Origin of the sequence: Brevibacillus laterosporus DSM 25 (assembly GCF_002706795.1) — a bacterium.
Taxonomy (GTDB): Bacteria; Bacillota; Bacilli; order Brevibacillales; family Brevibacillaceae; genus Brevibacillus_B; species Brevibacillus_B laterosporus.
The window spans coordinates 5,197,043-5,218,548 of sequence record NZ_CP017705.1; the positions used below are offsets into that span (position 1 = coordinate 5,197,043).

Consider the following 21,506-nt stretch of genomic DNA (forward strand, 5'->3'; position numbering starts at 1 on the left):
TACCTATCTGCATAATTTCTTATGCTTTTTTAGTAGGCATAGATAAATAAAGAAGTTGATGAAAAAAGAAAAAATTTCAATACGCCAGAAAATTCCACAACTTAACAATATCATACAATTTAAAAATTTTCACTAATACTATAATAAATTAAGGAAGAAAGGTAAGACCATGGGTTTTATCCCAAGGTCTTACTACTTAGCAGTTTTATTTAGAAATGAAAGTTCAATTGATCAGAAATATCCATTTCAATCAGATCAATGGACTCAGTAATCTCCAAATCACATAATTTTTTATCTGTCTCAGTCACAATTATAGTAAGTAGCTTAAGAAAGGATTCTCCTAAAATGTTTATCGTGCTATTTGAAAATAATATATTTGCATACTCAAATTGAAATACTAACTCCTCATCTGCTTCTATCGTAATGACACTCAGATCAAATTTAGACATACGGTATTTATAATCAAAGCGAGATATGGACAGCTTATCAGTAACATTATTACCTTCTGTGATGTAAGGCTCCTCAATATTTTGTAGTATAAACATCGTGTCAAACAAAGGATTCCTAGATTCATCATTTGCTGCATCTAGCTTTTCTACGAGCATGTCAAATTGATAATCCTGATTATCAAAGGCTTGTAATACATGCTCTTTAACTACAAGCAGGAACTCACTAAATGTCTGCTGAGTCTCAGATTGTAAACGTATGGCCAATGTATTAACAAACATGCCGATTACCTTTTCAAGATCTGCATGATGCCTACCAGCAATCGGTGTTCCAATAATGATGTCTTGCTGACGAGCATATTTTGATAGCAGCACGTGATATGCAGCAAGTAAAACCATGTAAAGTGTTGTACCTGTAGAACTGGCTAAGTTTCGCAATCCTAACGTCAATTCCTTACTAGCACAGAACTCAACATAGTTACCCTCAAAGCTTTTCACTGACGGACGTGGATAGTCTGTTGGCAGTGCAAGCACAGGTAATTGACCAGTAAACTGATCCAGCCAGTATTTCTCTTGACTTTGCATGATCTCTGACATCAATAGTTTGTTTTGCCAAGCTGAAAAATCTTTGTATTGAATTCTTGGCTCTGGAAGTTGCTTCTCCTGATAGAACTGCACCAGTTCATCTAGCAAAATTGCTATGGATGATCCATCCATTATGATATGATGCATATCCAAGACAAGCACATGGTATCCCTCTTCCACCGTGACAACAAAAAGACGCAGTAGTGGTGCCTTGCCCAAGTCAAAAGGAGCCACAAGTGACCGAACAACGCTGTGAAGCTGTTCGTGTGTTGATGTTACTTCTTTCAAGTCTAGCTCTAGCTTGTCCTGAACATATTGAACAGGTTCTCCTTTTTCCCATCCGAAAGAAGTGCGAAGAATCTCATGACGTTCCACCAGTTTTTGAAGGGCTTGATGAAGGCGTTGTTTGTCCAGTTTCCCCTCAATAATAAACATGTTCGGAATATTATAGGCTATATTCTCTGAATCTCGTAGATTTACTATAAACATACGTTTTTGTGCAGAAGAAAGCTGGTATGCCTCTTGTTTTTTTACAGGTTGAATCATCGGATAAGCTTTTTTGGCACTGTTCTCTACAACCTGTGCTAAATCCTTAATGATTGGGCTGTTAAAAATTTCCCGCAGGGAGATATCTACCTGTAATTCTTTATTGATACGCGAAATAACCGTTGTTGCCTTCAGTGAATGCCCACCATTTTCAAAAAAATGATCTTCGATACCTATTCCACTCGTATCAAGCACACTTTCCCAGATAGCAATTATTTTTTCTTCAATTATGGTACGTGGTGCTACGTATTTGCTTTCTACAACATTACGATCAGGTTTTGGCAACGCCTTACGATCCACTTTCCCATTTGTAGTCAAGGGAAGCCTCTCCATTTTTACAAAGAAGGCTGGAATCATATAGTCAGGTAACGCATTTGCTAAATGACTTTTTAGTTGATTAATAGGGACATCTTGTTTCAACACTACATAGGCACATAAACTTTTCTGACCCCTTGTATCCTCAATATCCATTACTACCGTTTCCAAAATATCGGGATGATTGTTAATTTGGTTTTCGATTTCTTCCAATTCAATACGGAACCCACGAATTTTAACTTGATAGTCTTTACGTCCAAAAAACTCCAGTGTTCCATCAGAAAGCCAACGTCCCATGTCTCCCGTTTTGTAAAGTCGTACTCCTTTATGATCAGCAAACGGATCTTCCATAAATACTTTGGCGGTTCTTTCTGGATCATTCAAATATCCTCGTCCAACCCCTAAACCAGACACACAAATTTCGCCTTTAATCCCAACCGGGCAGAGATTCATTTTTTCATCAACAATGTAAATCTTAAAATTGTGCAAAGGTTTACCAATAGGAACGATTTCGCTTTGGGGCAACTGATCTAAGATATGAATCGTAACATCGTCTGATGCTTCACTAGGCCCATATGCATTCGCTAACGGAATATGCGGGAAGAGCTTAAACCATCTGGCTACCAAACTACGTTTAATTGCTTCTCCTGTGACGCTTACATATCGAAAACACTCTAGAGACAATTTGGTTTCTTCCACATGATCCAGCATAACGGACAAAACAGATGGAACAACTTGAAAGATATTTATCCGATCTTTAATAATCTGCTCAATGCAAGAGGTAGGCTCCATAGTCATCTGATTATCATAGATGATAGTAGTTCCACCCAAGATAATAGATGTAAAAAATTGCCACACAGAAATATCAAAGCAGTGAGAAGCAGTTTGGGCGATGCGGCAATCTTCACTCAACTTAAGTTGCTTTATCATCATGTGTAGATGATTGTTTAATCCGATATGCTCTACCATCGCCCCTTTTGGCTTACCTGTTGATCCTGATGTATAGATGATATAAGCAAGATGGTCAGGCTCAACGATAACACTTAGATTGTCTTTCCTTTCTTGATTGATGGCGTCCATTTGATCATCAATACAAATAATGGTACCCCTATAGTTCTGTATAATCTCTGGAGTAACAAATTTCGATGTAGTGATCAGTACCGCCGCCCCTGAACCTTCGAGAATACCTATAATTCGTTGTATGGGGTAGGCCGTATCAATAGGTATGTAAGCCCCACCTGCTTTCCAAATACCTAGGATACTTTCCATCATTGGGATGGAACGTTCTAAGAAAACAGCTATTATCTCTTCATTTTTCATACCGGTTCTACGGATAAAGCGCGCCATTTGATTGGCCCGAGCATTCAATTCTTCATACGTCATTTGTTGATCCCGATGTATAACAGCAATGTCAGTAGGTCGACATTCCACTTGCTTTTCAAATAATTCATGCGTGGTTTTGTCTAGTGGAAAATCACATTTTGTGTCATTAAAATCCTCGAGAATTTGGATTTTTTCTTGTTTTGTCAACATATTTAGATCAGAAATTGGTTGCTCTGGAAGCTCCACAATGGATTCTAGCAGCTCCCGATAATGCTCCATCATACGGCCAATGGTAGCTGAAAAAAATATATCCATGTTATATTCTGCTACCAACAGCAGACCATCTGGATGCTCTGCAATATCAAATAAAAGATCAAACATAGACGTGCCTCTATCAATTTCCGGATGAATCAGTGTCTCATCAGAGAGTTTAAAATCGGTACGACGAGTATTTTGCAATGTAAACATGACCTGAAAAATTGGGGTGATGTTTTTTGTACGTTCAGGTTGTAATACTTCCACTAATTTTTCGAATGGAACATCTTGATTGGAAAACGCTTCAAGAGTAACCTCCCGTACTTGTTTTAGAAGTTCAGTAAATGTTGGGTTATCACTCAATTGAGAACGTAATACAATTGTATTAGCAAAGAATCCAATCATACCCTCTGTCTCTAAGCGTGTACGATTAGCAATTGGAGAACCAACTAATATATCGGTTTCTCCCGAATATCGACTAAGCAGTACTTTAAATGCTGAAAGTAAGGCCATATAAAGAGTCACGCCTTGACGTTTACAAAGAACATGTAATTTATTAACAAGTTCTTTCGGCATAACTAAAGTGTCACGCTGACCTGCGCCACTGGCTACACTTGGACGGGTCCGGTCTATCGGTAATTGTAAAACTGGTAAGTTCCCAGCCAACTGCTTTTTCCAATAGGCTAATTGTTGATTCATCACTTTACCATCTAGCCACTTGCGCTGCCATGCAGCAAAATCGGCATATTGTAGCTGCATTTCTGGTAAAGGAGAAGGTTTGCCCTGACTAAATGCTTCATATAAAACAGATAATTCGTGTGTAAATATCTGTAAGGACCAACCATCCATGATAAGATGATGCATGGTGTAATAAAAGACGTAACTCTCTTCATCTTTTTTAAATAATATGAAACGCACCAACGGACATTTCGTTAAATCAAACGATCGATTAGCATCCTCATTGGCCATATCGATAATTCGCTGATGGCGTTCTGGGGCAGGAACATCACTCATTTCAATCAAAGGAATGCGAATGGATTGGAATGGATGACTGAGTTGATAAGGTTTTCCATCTTTGGAGATAAAACTGGTGCGCAAAATTTCATGTCGACGAATGATCTCATTTACTGCACGCTCCAAAGCATCAATGTTTAAACTTCCTTTGAGTGTGTTTGCAACTGGGACATTATAGGTTGCACTTCCAGGTTCCAGTTGTTCAATAAACCAAACTCCTTGTTGAGTATACGAAAGGACAAGATCATCATCTCGTGAGACAGGAACCAGCGGAACGGATACCGATTGCTCTCCTGAAGATATGATGTGGTCAATCTGTTTTCCCATTGCTTGGATCGTTGGATTTTCAAAGAACGTTCGTAATGATATTTCTATATGAAAGGCATGGTATATTCTTGATAAAAGCTGAGTAGCAAGAAGAGAATGACCGCCACTATTAAAAAAGTCATCGATGATACTGATGCGACCAATTCCTAAAATTTCTTTCCAAAATTCGGATAGGATTATCTCTGTATCAGTAACGGGTTCAATAAACGGCGTATTCCCTTCCTCTCTTTCAAGAAAAGGAGCTGGCAATGCTTTTCGATCTACTTTTCCATTTGGTGTAACCGGTAGATGATCCAAATAGATAAACGTAGCAGGAATCATATGCATTGGTATTTTCTTCTCTGCAAAACTGCGTAACTCACAAGTGGTTACTACCCCTGGTTTGTAGGCAGTAAAATAGGCAATCAGTTGTTTGTTACTATTTTGATCTTCTCTCATCATTACTACCGCATCCCGAATTTCTGGATGCTGCCCCAAAACAGCTTCGATTTCACCTAATTCAATTCGGAATCCGCGTATTTTAACTTGATCATCCTCGCGTCCAATATAGCTTAAAGTGCCATCTGGCAAATAACGCACAATATCCCCAGTCTTATATAAACGGTCCGTTTCATTTGAAGAAAATATATTTTTTATGAAGCGCTCACTTGTGATTTCGAGTCGATGTAAATATCCTAGTGCAAGACCAGGTCCCCCCACATACAGTTCACCCGGAACCCCGATAGGGACTACTTGTAAATATTGATCTAAGACATAGACTTGGGTATTAGCAATAGGCTTCCCGATTGGAATTGATAAAGCATCAGCCGCTACTTGAGTAACATGATGTGTTGTCGTAAACACTGTACATTCTGCTGGTCCATAGACATTAATTAACTTCTTCGGCTTACCTTTTTCTAAGGCTACTCTTACCCACTTAGGATCAGCAGCTTCTCCCCCAAATAAAACCGTAATGTTTGTAAACAGTTCAGGTTTTTCCCCTGCATATTGGTTGAACAAGGCAGTCGTTACTAACATCATAGTAATCCCATAATGATGAATTTCTTTCTGGAAAGCGTAAGGAGATAAAACAACATCTGGCGCAATGAGTACAAGCGTAGCCCCATGAAGCAACGTACCCCACAATTCAAAGGTAAATGCATCAAAGGACGTATTACTGACCTGCGCTAAACGATCAGTAGACTCCCAATCTACATATGAATTATTTTTTACGAGACGATTAATACTCTGATGTGTGATCCTTGTACCTTTTGGGGTACCTGTTGAACCAGAGGTGTAGATAACATAAGCCATATTCGTAGCAGTAGCGTTACTACTAGGTGTTGATAAGCTTTCTTGATCAAACCCCTGAACATCGCTATCTATTAACACTACTGTCATGTTATAGTCTGCAAACTGTTGATAATGAGACTCTTTCGTAATCAGCACAGTTAATTGCGAGTCCTTGATGATAAAGGAAATTCGCTCCTCAGGGTAGGTTAGATCAATCGGGAGATAAGCCGCTCCCGCTTTAAGAATAGCTAGGATGCCTATGATCATCTCTGGAGATCGTTCCATACTAATCCCTACGAGCGTGTCTGGCTGCACTCCTAATCGTTGAAGGCGATGAGCCATCTGGTTAGATTTCTCATGTAATTCTCGGTAGGTAAGCTCGATCTCTCCATCAATAATCGCTATTTGGTCTGGATATTGTCTGACCTGCTCTTCAAATAACTCTTGAACAAGCGATTCACTAGGAAATGGAGTATTCGTATCATTCCACGTAGTAAGTAGTAAGTCACGCTCAGAATCATCTAACAGAGAAATCTGCCCAATCGAGATATCAGGATGAACCATAATATCTTTAAGCATTGTAGTTAGATGCTGTATTAATCGTTGGATCGTATCCTCTCTAAAGCGTTCTGTATCAAAAAAGATTGTACCTACTAAGCCTGTTTCTCTTTGAGAAATAGTAAGAGCAAGCTCTGTATCATCAGTCCATGATGGATAATCTATCTCTCCCGTTACAAATAAAATTTGAAAGGCAGGTAGCTGATAAACTGAAAACTCCTGTTCAATTATGATAGCGTCTATTGTACGTTGAACGCGCCGAAGCAACTCTATGAAGCTAGGATTGCCCGAAAAATCACTATAAATGGAGAGAGGAGAACTTTTGCTAGGCTCATCCTGTCTTAACCATCCACTTAAAATGTCATTTTCGCCTGTATAACGGTGAAGAAGCAATTGCCAAACACTAAATAGCGCAACTGAAAGAGAGCTACCAGCTATTTTCGCTAGTTCTGTAAGTCGTTTGTTTTCCTCATGAGAGAGGGTAAATTCTTTATTCCCCCATTTCATGGGTGTAGAGTTTGAAAGTGAATGTTCCACAGGTAGCTGTAATTTAGATACATTCGTATATGAACCTTTCCAATGCGTAAGGAGTTGATCCATTGATTGAAGTGATTCACCCGTTTTACTAGTAATCATGTGCAAAACGACGAATAAACGATTCACTACCTGTCCAATACTCTCTTCACTATACAGACCTGGGTGATAATCTAGTTGGAGTGTTAGACCCTCATCATGTTTTTTAAAGTGAAACACCATGTCGGCAGTAATCGACTCTACACTTGCTTGATCATGTATCGTGTCAAGCAAAACGATAGTTCCAAAGTTCGGTCTACTTTTTTCTTCATTTGAAATCCCCAACAAGCCAGCAATTGATTTGGATGGCAGGTTTTGATTTTTCACTGCATCTGTTATCGTACCTTTTAATGTAGGGAGCACCTGTTTCCAGGTTAGTGAACGATCTAAATTAGAACGGATTGGCAAGATATTGGAAAAAGCCTGTTTATCATCCTCTTTTTGCTGAAAAACAGGCATCCCGACAATAATATCTGAATGCTGTTTGTATGTAGACAAAAGATACTTTATCCCCGCAAGGAGGAACATGTATATTCCATAGTCTGAGTTGTTACTCATTCGCTTGATAATTGCCACTATCGCAGGTGGAATTGGATAACTGACCGAATTCATGTCCACTACTTTGTTGGCAAGTGGGCGTGTTTCAAAGGGGAAACCACTAAAATCAGTGACTCCTTCCAATTGTTGAAGCCAATAGGAACGCTCTTGCTCAAATTGTCCGCTTGCTAGTAGAATATTATGCAAAAAATTGGTACTCATTGGAATCCCCCCATTTTACATGTTATGTTTATTCCAATAGTTGTCCTATCTTTAAGTCTTCTGCTTTTCTTACAAAATAATGTCCTATCGAAATATCAAAAACGGCCATACCCATGGGGTTAAACATAATATTCTGATCTTCACGGTAACTAGACATGGCATTGTCACAAACCACGTTAATAATGGATTTCGTGCCTTCCTTTTGTAAACCACAATACAAATGCATAGACTCTATATCTGTTTTTTCCCGACATACCTCTTCCCAGTTGTCTACAATGATTGAATCTTTTACATACGGAAAAATATCTGTCGTAAAATCACGTAACGAAACATTGAGTAGGAGAGAACCTGTCTTTGGTTTAGCATCAATGTATGGTGCTTTGGACACTGTGCATGTTATGAAGATATCTGAATTTTGGTAGGCTTCTTTCCACCCTTTAGCGATGATAACCTTATCTTTTACAGACGAGTCAATTGTCGCGATTTCAATTGGACTAAGATCATATAAGTAAATACTTTTAATTCGATCGCCTAGTAAAGCAGTAACCATCTTAAAGTGATATTGACCGATCGGACCCCAGCCGATAATACCAACTGTGATATCTTTGAGAGTGCGAACGTTATCATAATGTTTAATTATCATTCCACTAACGGAAGCTGTGCGGATGACGCTAAGTAATGCTGTGTTAATAATAGCTTCTGGAACGCCATTACGTGCATTATTTAGAATGGTGACACTGTGCGCTCGGGGAATACCTTGTTGAATATTATTCGGAAAGCTAGCAATCCACTTAATCCCTGCTTGATTAATCGTACCTCCCACAAAAGCAGGCATAGCGATAATTCGATTTTGCTCTTGCCCATAGCGTAAATAAGGTTTTATCGGTTGGGCAAAGTCATCCTGCTGCAAGCATCTCACAGCCTGTTCAATAACAGAGGTCGTTTCATCCCAGTTCATTCCGATGGTAAGCAAGTCTTTTTCATGTAAATATCTCATTTGTAGATGATCTCCTCTCACTTTTTTGGATCTTGTCTGCTTATAAACTGCTCAAACACTCCCTCATTGATTGTTGTAATATATCGCATCCTTTTTGTAATTCATTCCATTCAATGGTTAACGGAGGGAGAAGTTTAATCACTGTATCATTGCGACCTACACACTCGATGATTAAGCCATGCTCATAGCAACGCTTTGCTACCTTTTTCGCAACATTTACTCCTGAATCACTAACTTTAGCTACATCTACTCCCCAAATTAACCCCATTCCACGTACATCAATCTGGTCGTGCAAGCTAGCAATATGTTCATTCAAAAATTGCTTCACAAACTTTTCTTTACGTAGAACCTCTGCTTCTAATTGTTCCATTTCTCTGTAATGTAAGGCAGCTTCGGCAGCAACAAAGGCTAGTTGATTACCACGGAATGTTCCATTATGTTCTGCAGGTTGCCAAATATCTAATTCTGGTTTAAACAACAAGAGCGACATTGGCAAACCATAGCCACTAATAGATTTGGAAAGTACCACAATATCTGGAACAATAGGAGCTCTTTCAAATGAAAAGAAAGAGCCTGCTCGACCACATCCGATCTGAACTTCATCGCAAATCAACAGCACATCATGCTTGTCACACAATTGACGTAACCTCTGAAGCCACTGAATAGGGGCAACGTTAATACCGCCTTCTGCCTGAATCGTTTCACAAATAATCGCAGCTGGTTTAGCAATACCAGAATGACTGTCGCTAATCATTTTATCGATATATTCAATCGTATCGAAAGAAAAATCAGTAGGGTACGGCATGAATGTGACTTGAGGTAAATCAACGCCTGCCGCCTGACGATTGTAGCTATTGGCGGTAACAGACAAAGCCCCTAAAGACATTCCATGAAAGCCACCTGTAAAAGCAAAAATACCTGAGCGTTGTTTCGTCTTACGGGCGATCTTTAGTCCTGCTTCTACCGCATTTGCTCCAGTAGGTCCACAAAACATCACTTTATACTCCAAATTTCTGGGACGAAGGATCAAGTCATTAAACGTCTGCAAAAAGTTTTCTTTGGCAGAGGTGTGCATATCTAAACCGTGAGCAAGCCCGTCGGTTTCTAAATAGGCAATAAGTTTTTTTTTGATAAAATCATTATTATGCCCGTAGTTGAGAGCTCCAGCTCCTGCAAAGAAATCAATGAATTTTGCTCCCGACTTGGTATACATAGCTGAATTTTTTCCCTTTATAAAAACATCTGGAAAAGCTCTGCAATAAGAACGAACATTAGACTCTAGTTGTTCAAATATGGAAGTTGTTTGCGTAAGCATTGAGATTCTCCTCTAGTTAGTTTTGTAAGTTAAAAATTAAATTCAAAATCTCCCATGACACTTGATACCTGCGATGCTTTCAATTCTTGCATCTGATTTTGAGACAAAAGCTGTACATCTGGAATGCGTAAACCACTATTGCTGACTTCATACAAGATATTCAAATAATACTGTGCTAGCTTACTTATCGTTTCTATTTTGAAAAGATTTGTATCAAACTCGAATCGGAAATGTAGTTGTTCTGTGTTAGCCACACCTACCAAGCTTAAATCGTACAAGCTTACACCATCGTTTAAAGTAGGCATTGATTCATGCCATTGGAACATTGTCGAAAAGATCGAACTTCGTTGACTTCGTTGACTACGTTGAGCATTAACCTGGGCGACTATAGCATCAAATGGATAACGACTGTGTGTAGTAGCTGCAAATCTCGTTTTTTCTACCTTGGCAAATAGTTCTTCAATCGTCTCTGTTTCTTCTACCTTCACACGCATACAGAAGATGTTCGTCAGTGCCCCCACAATTTCATTACTATCTGAATCACCTTGGTGACGAGCTGTCATCCCTATGATGATATCTGTATCAAGCGTAAGCTTGTGCAACAGAAGGTAATAGGCAGACAATAGATAGGTTTCCAAGGAAATATCTACCCGTTTGATTGTTTCTTGAATTGATTTCCATACTTCCTCATCCTTTAACTGAAAAGGATAAAAGCTTCCTTGATAGCTTGGAGTCTTAGGACGTTGAAAATCCGTTGCTAGGTTTAATTGAGGAAGAGGATTACGTAATTCCTGTTGCCAGTATGCTTGGTCTGTTTGAAACCCTTCACTCTTTTCCCAACTAAGCTGATCGCGTATCCAAGAGATATAGTTGCCCGTAGGTGGAAGTGCAATCTCTTTATTTTCTATTAGATCGTTATAAACTTGAAGAATTTCATTAGCAATATACTCCAAACTCCACTGGTCTCCAATCAGTGAGTGAATAATGAGACCAAAGAGAGCTTTCTTTTCTGGTAAACGATACAAAATCGGACTCCATGTTGACTTTGAAAGCTGACAAGCTCGAATTCTAGCTTCGTTCAGCTTCCTTTTAGCTAGCTGGCTTGCATCTGAATCAAAGGATAGGTCTTCGTATTCTGTCTCTACACTCATAAATGGCAAAATGACTTGTTTGGGTAGTCCATTCTCTTCTCGGAAAATTGTCCGTAGAGACTCATGCTGTTGGGTAACTGCGTCAACAGCTTTTTGAAACAACTCAATGTCAACAGATGTAGAAAGCTCTTTTTCGGTAAGCATGGTAAGTTCAGTCATAAACGGATTATAGGATTGAAGGAAGTAGATGTGCCGCTGCATACCTGTTAGTTCAATTCCTTCCTCCGATTCCAACACGATGTTTGGTGCTTCTGTATTCTGCTCAGAGATTATGATTTTTTTATTACCTTCTTCTTGAGAACTAAGATGTGCTGCAAGTGCAAAAATAGTTAAATTTTGGAATATTTCACTGATTCCAATGTTCTTATTCAGATACTTTTGAATTGAATTTACGATCTTGACGGCAATAATAGAATCTCCCCCGAGACTAAAGAAATCATCGTAGATATTTATTTCATCAAGTCCTAATTCCAAACAAAATACCTGAGCCAATAATCGCTCATTTACAGAATAACTCTCACCAGCATTACGCCCCGACACCATAACGTCTGGTAATACTTGGGACGTTACCGCTCCTTGTTTTATTTCTTTTAACCTACTCATTTTTGTCAATTTGGATATAATAGGTTTTTCTAGATTAAATGTAAGAGTATCCATATGATCAAGGGTATTATCATAATTGATTTCTGCTATCGTTACTCTATTCATCCGTTTATGCAAAACTTGCTGAAATGCTTGGATGGCATTTTGAGTTGACAAGGACTTAAAGAATCCTAAATCGTGATTAGCTCCGTATTCCACAGCCATCCCTACTTCTTTCCATGCAGCCCAATTGATGGTCAATGTCTTCCCTGTATGGCGATTGCGCAATGAGGTAAATGCATCTAGGTAAGCATTGGCAGCAGTATAGTCCCCTTGTCCAACTCCACCGTAAAGTGAGTTAATTGATGAAAACAGTACCATGAAATCAAGCTGATCATCTTTAGTCAGATGGTGTAATAACCAAGTACCCCTTACTTTTGGAGATAAAACAGGTTGACTGCTAACCTCCTCTTTGCGTAGGATAAATCCCTCACCAGCTACACCAGCACTATGGATAATGCCATTGATGGTAGTAAATTGTGATCGGACTTGGGTAAGTACAGCTTGCAACTCATCCTGATCACTAATATCGGCGCTTACTACCGTAACATTACTTCCCAGCGATTCTATCTTACGGATTGCTGTGATTTGTCGATATAATTTGGGCTGGGTTTGTTGTTCTACTTGTCCCCAAAGCTCTTTGCTTGGTAATGAAGATCGATTAATCAATACAAGATTGACAGAGGCCTGGGAAGCAAGATAATTAGCCATTTCAAGTCCAATTGCACCAAGACCACCTGTAATTACATAAACTCCATTTTCACGAATTTCGATAGAATCAGTAGCAACATCGTCTAGGTTACATTCGTAAAATTCCTCCACAAATCTTTGATTATTACGGTGCACCACCAGATAATCCTTGTCTTTTCTTCCTAGCTCGGCAAGGATGGTATCCCCTGAAGTAAATTTGTCAATATCTAACGCTCTACACAATAAATGAGGATACTCTTGACTTACCACCTTTCCCAATCCAAACATGGTAGCGTAATGTGGATGAATATATTCCTGCTGTTCATTCAATTCGTATACATAAGGAGCCACAAGCAATATCTCTATCTCCTCATGAATGTTGTGTTCTAATAATGCTTTCGTCAGACGGACGAGACTCTCATACCCTCTCTTCTGCGTTTCTTCCAAGTCCGTTAGATCATTGACATCCTGCTTTTCCATAACAGATAGCAAGTGTATGATTTGAGTAATACCTCTTTCTTTCAGTAACCCAATCAAGGTGGTATAGTCCGTTTGAAGACCATTTATTTTATAGGTGCGTTGGTCAACCTCTTTAAATTCTGCTCCCATTTCAACCTGAATCCACGGCCTGCCAATGGAATCAAATGCCTGAATCATCTGCTCACCAATGCTTGTCTCATCTTTAAAGATAAGGACAGTTCCCAGATCTTTGGAACTTTCTTCTCTAGGATTTATCTCTTTTTCAATCCATTTTATCCCGTAATAAAAGGGAGATTTATTTGCTTTGTTTACTCCCAAGTCCATTTGATGTACACGTTTAATCGCATAATCTTCTATTTCTGCAAATACGACGCCTTCTTCATTTACCAACGTCACATCAAAATTAATGATTTCCTTATTGTCAGACTGATCAGACTTTAATCTGAGATGACTGTAAAATCTGTTGGGCATTGTGCTGTAAACCTTACATATACGGTATGTAAACGGCAGATAAAAATCCTGACTTACTGTGTTAATGGCTAAGTTAACAGCATTATCCATTAGGGAAGGATGAAAATGATACAAACCTTTATCTGCTTCATAACGTTCTGGAAGACTAAAATAAGCAAGTACTTCACCATTACCGATATAAGTATGCTGCACATTATTCCAACGAGGGCCTGTAATGATAGCCCCAGATCCAGAGAAATCCTCCTCGTATTGAATGAATTCATTGCGCTCAATGTCACATCTGTTTTTTATTTCTTCAAGCTTTATCATTGATGCATCATAATGTACGCCAAATGCTACTGTCCCTTGAGCGTGTCTCACCCATTCTCCGTTGTATCGACTTGCAATAATAAAGTCATAGGATTGTCCATTTTCTTTTAAAATGGTCTGGACCTCATGAGACTCACCACGTTCACAAATTAATGGAGCAAGAAAAACAAGATTCTCTACTTGAACTTGTCTAGTTGGTATTTGTTGATAACAAGCCTCAAGTAGCATTTCGAGATAAGTGGTTCCAGGTACAACAAATTTATCATTGACGATATGTTCATGTAGTACCCAGTGCTTGTCCACATTAAAATCTGTTGCATAAATAATAGTTTCAATCGAATCTGCTTCTAATCGATCAAGTAGGGGTAGATCAAGTTCTTTTAATGATTTTTTTATGATTGGGTAAGAATTTTCAGCTTCCGGCTCCACCCAGCAACGCTTTCGATTAAATGGGTATACGGGAAGACTTATCCTGTGAACTTGTTCTTTCTGCATCAGCCTTTCCCAATCTATTTCAGCTCCACTGACGTATAATTGGCACAATTGCTGAAGTAGCACTTCCGAAGGCTCTACCATTACGAGCTGGCTAATTAAAGAATTGGCCTGCTCAGTCAACTGTCTAATATCAGCTTCCGTTATCTCTTTTTCACTACGGATAGGTTTCTGCTCATTAATTACTTTAAATGAATTCGAATAACAACCCATTCGTTCGTTAGTACCAATTCCCTCTTTTTTACATAAGTAAAGTTGTTCCACCAAATCCTTACAGTTACATGCTACTAGTGCCAATCGAGACTCATAATGTCCTCTACCTGTGTTAGACGTATACGCAAGATCAGCTATACTTACATTCTCATTTTTACTAATAAACTGAAGGTAATCATTTATTAGCTGAAGCAATCCGTCGTCTGTTTTTGCTGACAATGATAAGATGTACGGCTTTGATGTTTGATCTTGTAGTTGAGTACGCAACTTAGGTTCTGGTGCTTCTTCCAAAATGATATGGCAGTTCGTACCACTCAATCCAAATGAACTGATTCCACAACGACGCGGATGCCCATTAGATTCCCATTCTCTTAGACAATCATTAACATAGACAGGTGAGTGGTCGAAGGAGATTTTTTGATTGGGATATTGGAAATTCACTGTAGGTGGAATTTCCTTATGTTTTAGCGCCAATATACTTTTGATAAAACCGGCAATTCCAGCTGCATGGTCGAGATGTCCAAAGTTAGTCTTTAGCGAGCCGATACCGCAAAACTGTTTTTGATTTGTATACTTTTCAAAAGCTCGCTGGATTCCCTTAATTTCAATTGGATCACCTAGAGATGTCCCGGTTCCATGAGCCTCAATATATTGAATTGTCCCTGGTTCTATTTCTGCATTTTGCCAAGCCCTAACAATCACATCTTCCTGTGCTAGTGAGTTAGGAGCAGTTATTCCAATTGAATGACCATCTTGGTTGAAAGCACTTCCTTTGACCACAGCATAAATATGGTCCTTATCATGTATGGCTTGATCAAGAGCTTTTAACATTACAACGCCAACACCCTCACCAAAACCCGTTCCATCTGATCGATTGTCAAAGGTTTTGGCTCGTCCGTCTCGTGAAGAAATACCGATTCCTGAATCAGAGTCTTCACCTAAGGGAAGCATGATAATTTTGACTCCTCCTGCAAGAGCCATATCACACTCACCATTATTTATCGCCTGACACGCCAAATGAACAGCAACCAAAGAAGATGAACAAGCTGTGTCAATTACCATACTTGGCCCATGCAAATCGAGCGTGTAAGCAATTCTGCTAGCGATGATAGACTTTATGTTACCGGGAACCGCTGCTCCAGACAGAGATGGAGCAACATTTTTGATATATTGCTTATAATCCTCCCCTGAGTCTGAATCAGCGCTATAACCAACAAACACTCCTGTTCTGGTTCCCATAATTTTTTGTCCACCATAGCCAGCATCTTCAATTGCTGACCATGCTGTTTCTAAAAATAGGCGTTGATTAGGATCCATTAAACTGGCTTCTTTAGGTGAAATCGAAAATAATTGGTAATCAAACTGATCAATTTCTTCTAAATAGGCAGCATGTAAATACCGTTTTTGCATATGTGGTTGCACATGGTTAATAAACCGATCGATATCCTTTTGTCGTGACTCAGGGATCGTACGAATACAATCACTACCGTTACGCAAAGCCTCCCAAAACTCATCTACATTCTGCGTTTCTCCAAAGCGTCCAGAAACTCCGATTATTGCAATGTCATTCTTTTTCACGCTATTCGTCTGAACAATCGTGCGTTCATCTTTTTGTGTCAAATTTATCCCGGTTAAATCTAGTAATTTCTTCTTCACTTATCTCCCCTCTTTTCCATCCCGATTAGATAGTTGAATTTTTCTCATTTTCTAGCATGAGAGAAAGTAGCTTGAGATACCCATAAATTAGTTCTTCCACTTTTCCATGGTTTAATTTCTTTTGATCATATCGACATTCAAAAGCGATCGTCGTCGACTCGATTTGCAATGCAAATATAATATCAAACAAGCGATTGAATTCATTTGATTGAGAAAAGTATTCAGTAAATAACGGCCATACTTGTTTACTCGTTTTTCTTGTAAAGCTATTTTCTAATGCTTGAATAGAATATATCTCAAGGGTATTTGGCTGTATTCGGGCTCCTCTTACCTGTCTAAATAATTCGCCAAAATCTTCAATGTTGTTCATGTTTACGTTAATAGGAATGGTTCTATTGTCTGTTGTCTGCCACTGAATAGTGACATCAGTCAACTCGCAGATTTCAGAATACAAATAAAGATTCATCGCAAGTAAAATATCAGCTATATCTACACTGTACCGATCTGCTACCATATTTAAGCCAGCAACCATATCATCTTGAAAAGCAAAAGTGAATCGGGTACTCGTTTTTTTAACTTCGTTTCCATCAAAATATTCTGGAGGAAACAGTATGGCTGGAATTTCGATCAATGGTATATTGTCCTCTGTCCTCGATTCAATATAGCTGGCTAGCTTTGCAATCGTAGAGTAGGAAAAAACATCTCCAATATCTATTTTTCCGATATACTTTTTATCTACTTGGGCATGCATCTGTACTAATAGAATTGAATTCCCGCCTAAATCGAAAAAGCTTTCATGTAAACCAATGACATCACGGTTCAACACATTTTTCCATATTTCCATTAACTCTCGCTCAACATCCGTATTAGGAGGTTGAATGATCATTTCATTTGATCGTATACTTTCGATCGGTTTAAATAATTGCTTGCGATCGATCTTACCGTTAGCTGTAAGCGGAAGTTCCTTTAGGGAAACAAAGTGTGTTGGAACCATGTATTCAGGTAATTCTTGGCTAAGTAACTGACGAAGTTCATGAGTATTCACGTTATGTTCCGCCACGTAATAAGCGCAGAGATTCTGTGAAACACCAATCTCCTCCACCACTACCACTGCTTCGTTAACTGCTGGGTGTTTTAATAAACAATTCTCAATTTCACCAAGCTCAACTCGGAAGCCCCTTATCTTAATTTGATGATCTATTCTACCTTTGAACTCAATCGTTCCGTCTGGAAGCCATCTTGCTAAATCTCCAGTGCGATATATGAAACTCTCTGTCTGAAATGGATTCGAAACAAACTTTTCCGCAGTTTGTATTTCTTGATTCAGATAACCTTTGGATAATCCGTCACCTGCTATACACAATTCACCTGTTATCCCTATTGGCTGTAAGCTATTGTGTTTATTGAGAATATAAACTTGTGTATTGGCTATTGGTTTTCCAATTGTAATAGTAGGTACACTAGTCAAGTCCTGTATTAATGACCAAATGGTCGTTTCTGTAGGACCATACATATTAAATATGCAGGCTTGTGTACGTTCTTTAAGCTGAGCTAATAGGGACGGTAGAAGTGCTTCTCCTCCTATCATGATTTGTTCCAATTGGCTAAAACAATCTGCCTCACTGTATAAAAGTAATTGCAGTCTAGAGGGTGTGATTTGTAAAGAATTGATATTCGTTACCTTGATCAGCTCATTCAACAATTTCGGGTCACGTTGCTGGGCTTCTGTTGCAATAACTACACGCATTCCTTGAGTAAGTGGTACTAAGGTTTCTACTACAAAAATATCAAAGGAAATGGTAGTAAGAGCTAGGATCGTTTTTCCCGCAGTATAAGTAAGTTTCTCTGTGATTCCTTGAATAAAATTATGAACGGCTCTATGGGGAATCATTACTCCTTTTGGTAGCCCTGTTGAACCGGAAGTGTAAATCACGTACGCTAAATCTTCTGACGTAGTAGCATTTTCTTTCCATAAAGACTCTTCTTCATAAGCTAATGCTTCGTCTAGATAGATGTATTCTTGCACCGTTTGTATATCAGAGACTAAGTGGCGTTGGGTAAGTACCAACTTAGCGCCACTGTCTATGAGCATGTATTTCACACGCTCCTCAGGATATGTCGGATCAATTGGTAAATATGCCCCACCGGCTTTAAGAATCGCAAGTAAGCCGATCATCATTTCCAATGAACGTTCGGTCATTAACCCAACAATTGTGTTGGGAGACACTCCTTTATCGATTAAACAGCTAGCGACCCTTTTCGCTTGTTCATCCAGTTCACGATATGTAAGCTGGGCTCCTTCACATACTACCGCTATCTGATCAGGTGTTTTTTTAGCTTGTATAGCAATTAATTCGTGAATGCTCTTGCTACGATCATATAGAAGACGAGTGTCATTGAATTGCTCAAGTAGTTCACTCTCTTCTGCTAGAGTCGTAATCTTAAGTTGGCTAAGCTTGATTTCTGGATTAGCTATGATTTGTTCTATCAATTCCTGAATATGACCAAAGATTCTTTTGATATATTGGTAACTATGTATTTTGGAATTGTAGCCCATTCGAATGATCAACGACTCCCCGGTGATGACCATGATGCTAAAGTCATAGTTGGTTTGTTCCAATAACTCAACATGGGTTATCGTTTGACCAAGCCCTCTAGTGCCTGAATCGTTACTTGACTCATTCATATCTATTGGTGACTTTTGAAAAATTGAGACATGGTCAATGAGTCCTTGACTCATCTTTGTTCCTACTGGCATCTCATAAAGTGGAAAAAAATCATACATTTTTGCCCTAGTTGAGCTTTTTTGAGCCATTTGAACAAGCTGTGCAAACGTTTCTACTCGATCGGTTCTGATACGTACCGGAACTGTATTAATAAACAATCCGACCATTTGGTTAATTCCTGCTACCTCAGCATTTCGACCAGAGACCACAGATCCAAACACGACATCATCTACATTGTTATATCGCTGGAGAACCAATCCCCATATTGCTTCCCATACCGTGCTCAATGTAGCATTATTCTGCCGCGCAAGCTTATTAAGCTGTTGCGTTTTTTCAAAATTGATCTCAAATTCCGCCTCTTTTGCCTCATAACCATTCACATTCATTTTATTGATCAAACTTGGCACCATCGCCAATTGATCGTATCCTTTTAGATAACCTTCCCAATATTCCTTGGCCTGCTCGTTATCCTGCTTTTCTAGCCATTGTATAAATTGCTGATAGGAATGAACCGGTTCAAGCTTTAGTTTTTTATGAAAAGCAAAAGAATCATAAATTTGTAAAAATTCATTAAACATAATACCAAGTGACCAACCATCCATAATTAAATGATGATAGCTCCAAACCACTTTATAACACTCTGTCGATGTCTGAAAAATAGCAATACGAATAAGGACTTCTTTAGCCAAATGAAATCCTCGTGTCTTATCCTTTTTTAAATAACCTTGTACATAAACCTCCTGTTCGCTCAAACTGGAAATATCCTCAAAATGAATGCTAGTTAATTCCCGTTTTTTAAGCACCAGTTGCATCGGCTTTTTTACTTTTTCATATACAAAAGCTGTACGTAAAATATCATGACGTTCAATTAATACATTGACGCTTTTTAAAAAAATATCGATATCTACGTTACCTTCAATTGAAAAAGTCAAGCTCTGAAAATAGGCTCCCGAATCGTTATGTACAATGGAGTGAAATAAAATACCTTCTTGTAAGGGAGTCAGCGGATAAATTTTGGTTACTTCAGGTTTTTTTTCCAAGTGAAAAGCTCCTTTTCCGTCATCCTTAGTAAAGTGACGGTAAAATCAATTTTCAAATCGGTAATCCTGTAGATCTGGGAGCAGATAGCCCGTCCCGGTTTCTTCTAAAATCTCATCAAAGCGTTTTTTCTGTTCATCAGTTGAGGTTTTCTTGGTTAAAAATACCGATGTAAGCATATCAAGGGCTTCACGCATTTGTTTTATGGTCGGTTCTGCACCTGCCTCCTCTAGCTCATATTGCATCTTTTGTATCCGCCGATATGGCTCAATCATGCCTTTTTGATACTCATCAGCGTTCAAATTTCGATTTGGAGTCGCAACCGCAATAGCAAGACATTTTGTAATTACACTAGGAACAAATGGTTGATGGTCCTTCGGGAAACCCATTATTTCTTTTACACCAGCAACATCCTGTGCTACATCGTAAGCATAGGAAAGTACATCTGGATACTCTTTTTTCATTAAATTACGCAAGACCTTATTAGGCCCAAACTCGATCACTTTTCGAATGCCCTCTTGATAAAAAAACTGCATAGTGGCAAGCCATTGGACCGGAGCTGTCACTTGTTTGGTTAAGTTTTCTACAATTTGTTCACTGCTTGTGTAAGGTTGTCCATTGACATTAGCAACCACCGCGTAACGCATGGGCTGATACCTATTTTTTTGAAGCTCCGCCTGTAAAGAGCTAGCAACTGATTGCATCAGTGGACTATGAAATGGAGCACTAACACGCAAGAATATTACTGTAGCTCCCATCCCTTCAAGTATTTTTGCTACCTTTTCAATCGCTTGGCGATGACCAGAAATAACGATTTGACGTGAAGAATTAATATTAGAAAGATGCGCAAAGTTCGTCTCATCTGAATATTCTAGACAAACCTTTTCAATCTCAGACCTGTCTATTCCAGAAACAGAGGCCATTGCTCCAGTTCCTTGAGTTGTAATGTCCTGCATAAATAACCCACGTTTGTGGACTAAACGTACTGCCTGTGAAAATTTCATCGCTCCAGCGCAAACAAGTGAAGAATATTCACCTAAGCTGTGTCCAGCGACGAAATGAGGTTTGACACCTATCTCCTGCATGTAAACACGCCAAAGGGCAATACTTGTAGCTAGAATAGCTGGTTGAGCATTAGCGGTTTTGGTCAGTTCCTCAAGATCACCTTCTATACATAGTTTGAGTAAATTAAATCCTACTATCTGTTCAGCCTCTTCAAAGGTTCTTCTAGCAATGGCGTACTGATCGCATAACGCTTTTCCCATATTGACATATTGTGATCCCTGTCCAGAAAACACAAATGCTAAATCTCTCATGTATTCATCACTCACCCATTACATATTTTGGTTTTTT

6 protein-coding genes are annotated in these 21,506 nt (G+C 38.9%); all 6 read right to left on the minus strand.

Features of this window, described 5'->3' with window-relative positions:
- Positions 1-209 precede the first annotated feature (209 nt).
- The 6 genes from BrL25_RS23675 to fabD are packed head-to-tail and all read right to left on the minus strand — an operon-like array spanning position 210 to position 21,469.
- Positions 210-7,973: a non-ribosomal peptide synthetase gene (locus tag BrL25_RS23675; RefSeq protein ID WP_018670730.1), complete on the minus strand. Its 7,764-nt coding sequence runs from the start codon at positions 7,971-7,973 to the stop codon at positions 210-212.
- 28 nt (positions 7,974-8,001) lie between these two features.
- Complete coding sequence (locus tag BrL25_RS23680; RefSeq protein ID WP_018670729.1) at positions 8,002-8,970, minus strand: ornithine cyclodeaminase; 969 nt, start codon at positions 8,968-8,970, stop codon at positions 8,002-8,004.
- Between the two features lie 40 nt (positions 8,971-9,010).
- Positions 9,011-10,285, minus strand: a complete 1,275-nt coding sequence (gene ectB, locus BrL25_RS23685) for a diaminobutyrate--2-oxoglutarate transaminase (RefSeq protein WP_018670728.1) — start codon at positions 10,283-10,285, stop codon at positions 9,011-9,013.
- Positions 10,286-10,314: 29 nt separating this feature from the next.
- Positions 10,315-16,389 carry a type I polyketide synthase gene (locus tag BrL25_RS23690; protein WP_018670727.1) on the minus strand — a complete coding sequence of 2,025 codons (6,075 nt, stop codon included), beginning with the start codon at positions 16,387-16,389 and terminating at the stop codon, positions 10,315-10,317.
- 25 nt (positions 16,390-16,414) lie between these two features.
- Positions 16,415-20,155 carry a non-ribosomal peptide synthetase gene (locus BrL25_RS23695; protein ID WP_018670726.1) on the minus strand — a complete coding sequence of 1,247 codons (3,741 nt, stop codon included), beginning with the start codon at positions 20,153-20,155 and terminating at the stop codon, positions 16,415-16,417.
- Positions 20,156-20,200: 45 nt separating this feature from the next.
- On the minus strand, positions 20,201-21,469 hold the full coding sequence (gene fabD / locus BrL25_RS23700; RefSeq protein WP_018670725.1) for an ACP S-malonyltransferase: 1,269 nt from the start codon (positions 21,467-21,469) through the stop codon (positions 20,201-20,203).
- Positions 21,470-21,506: the final 37 nt, after the last annotated feature.

Bases quoted from the DNA above. Each gene is read 5' to 3' on its own strand.
- ectB (WP_018670728.1), bottom strand. From the start codon at position 10,285: ATGCTTACGCAAACAACTTCCATATTTGAACAACTAGAGTCTAATGTT.
- BrL25_RS23680 (WP_018670729.1), bottom strand. From the start codon at position 8,970: ATGAGATATTTACATGAAAAAGACTTGCTTACCATCGGAATGAACTGG.
- BrL25_RS23675 (WP_018670730.1), bottom strand. From the start codon at position 7,973: ATGAGTACCAATTTTTTGCATAATATTCTACTAGCAAGCGGACAATTT.
- fabD (WP_018670725.1), bottom strand. From the start codon at position 21,469: ATGAGAGATTTAGCATTTGTGTTTTCTGGACAGGGATCACAATATGTC.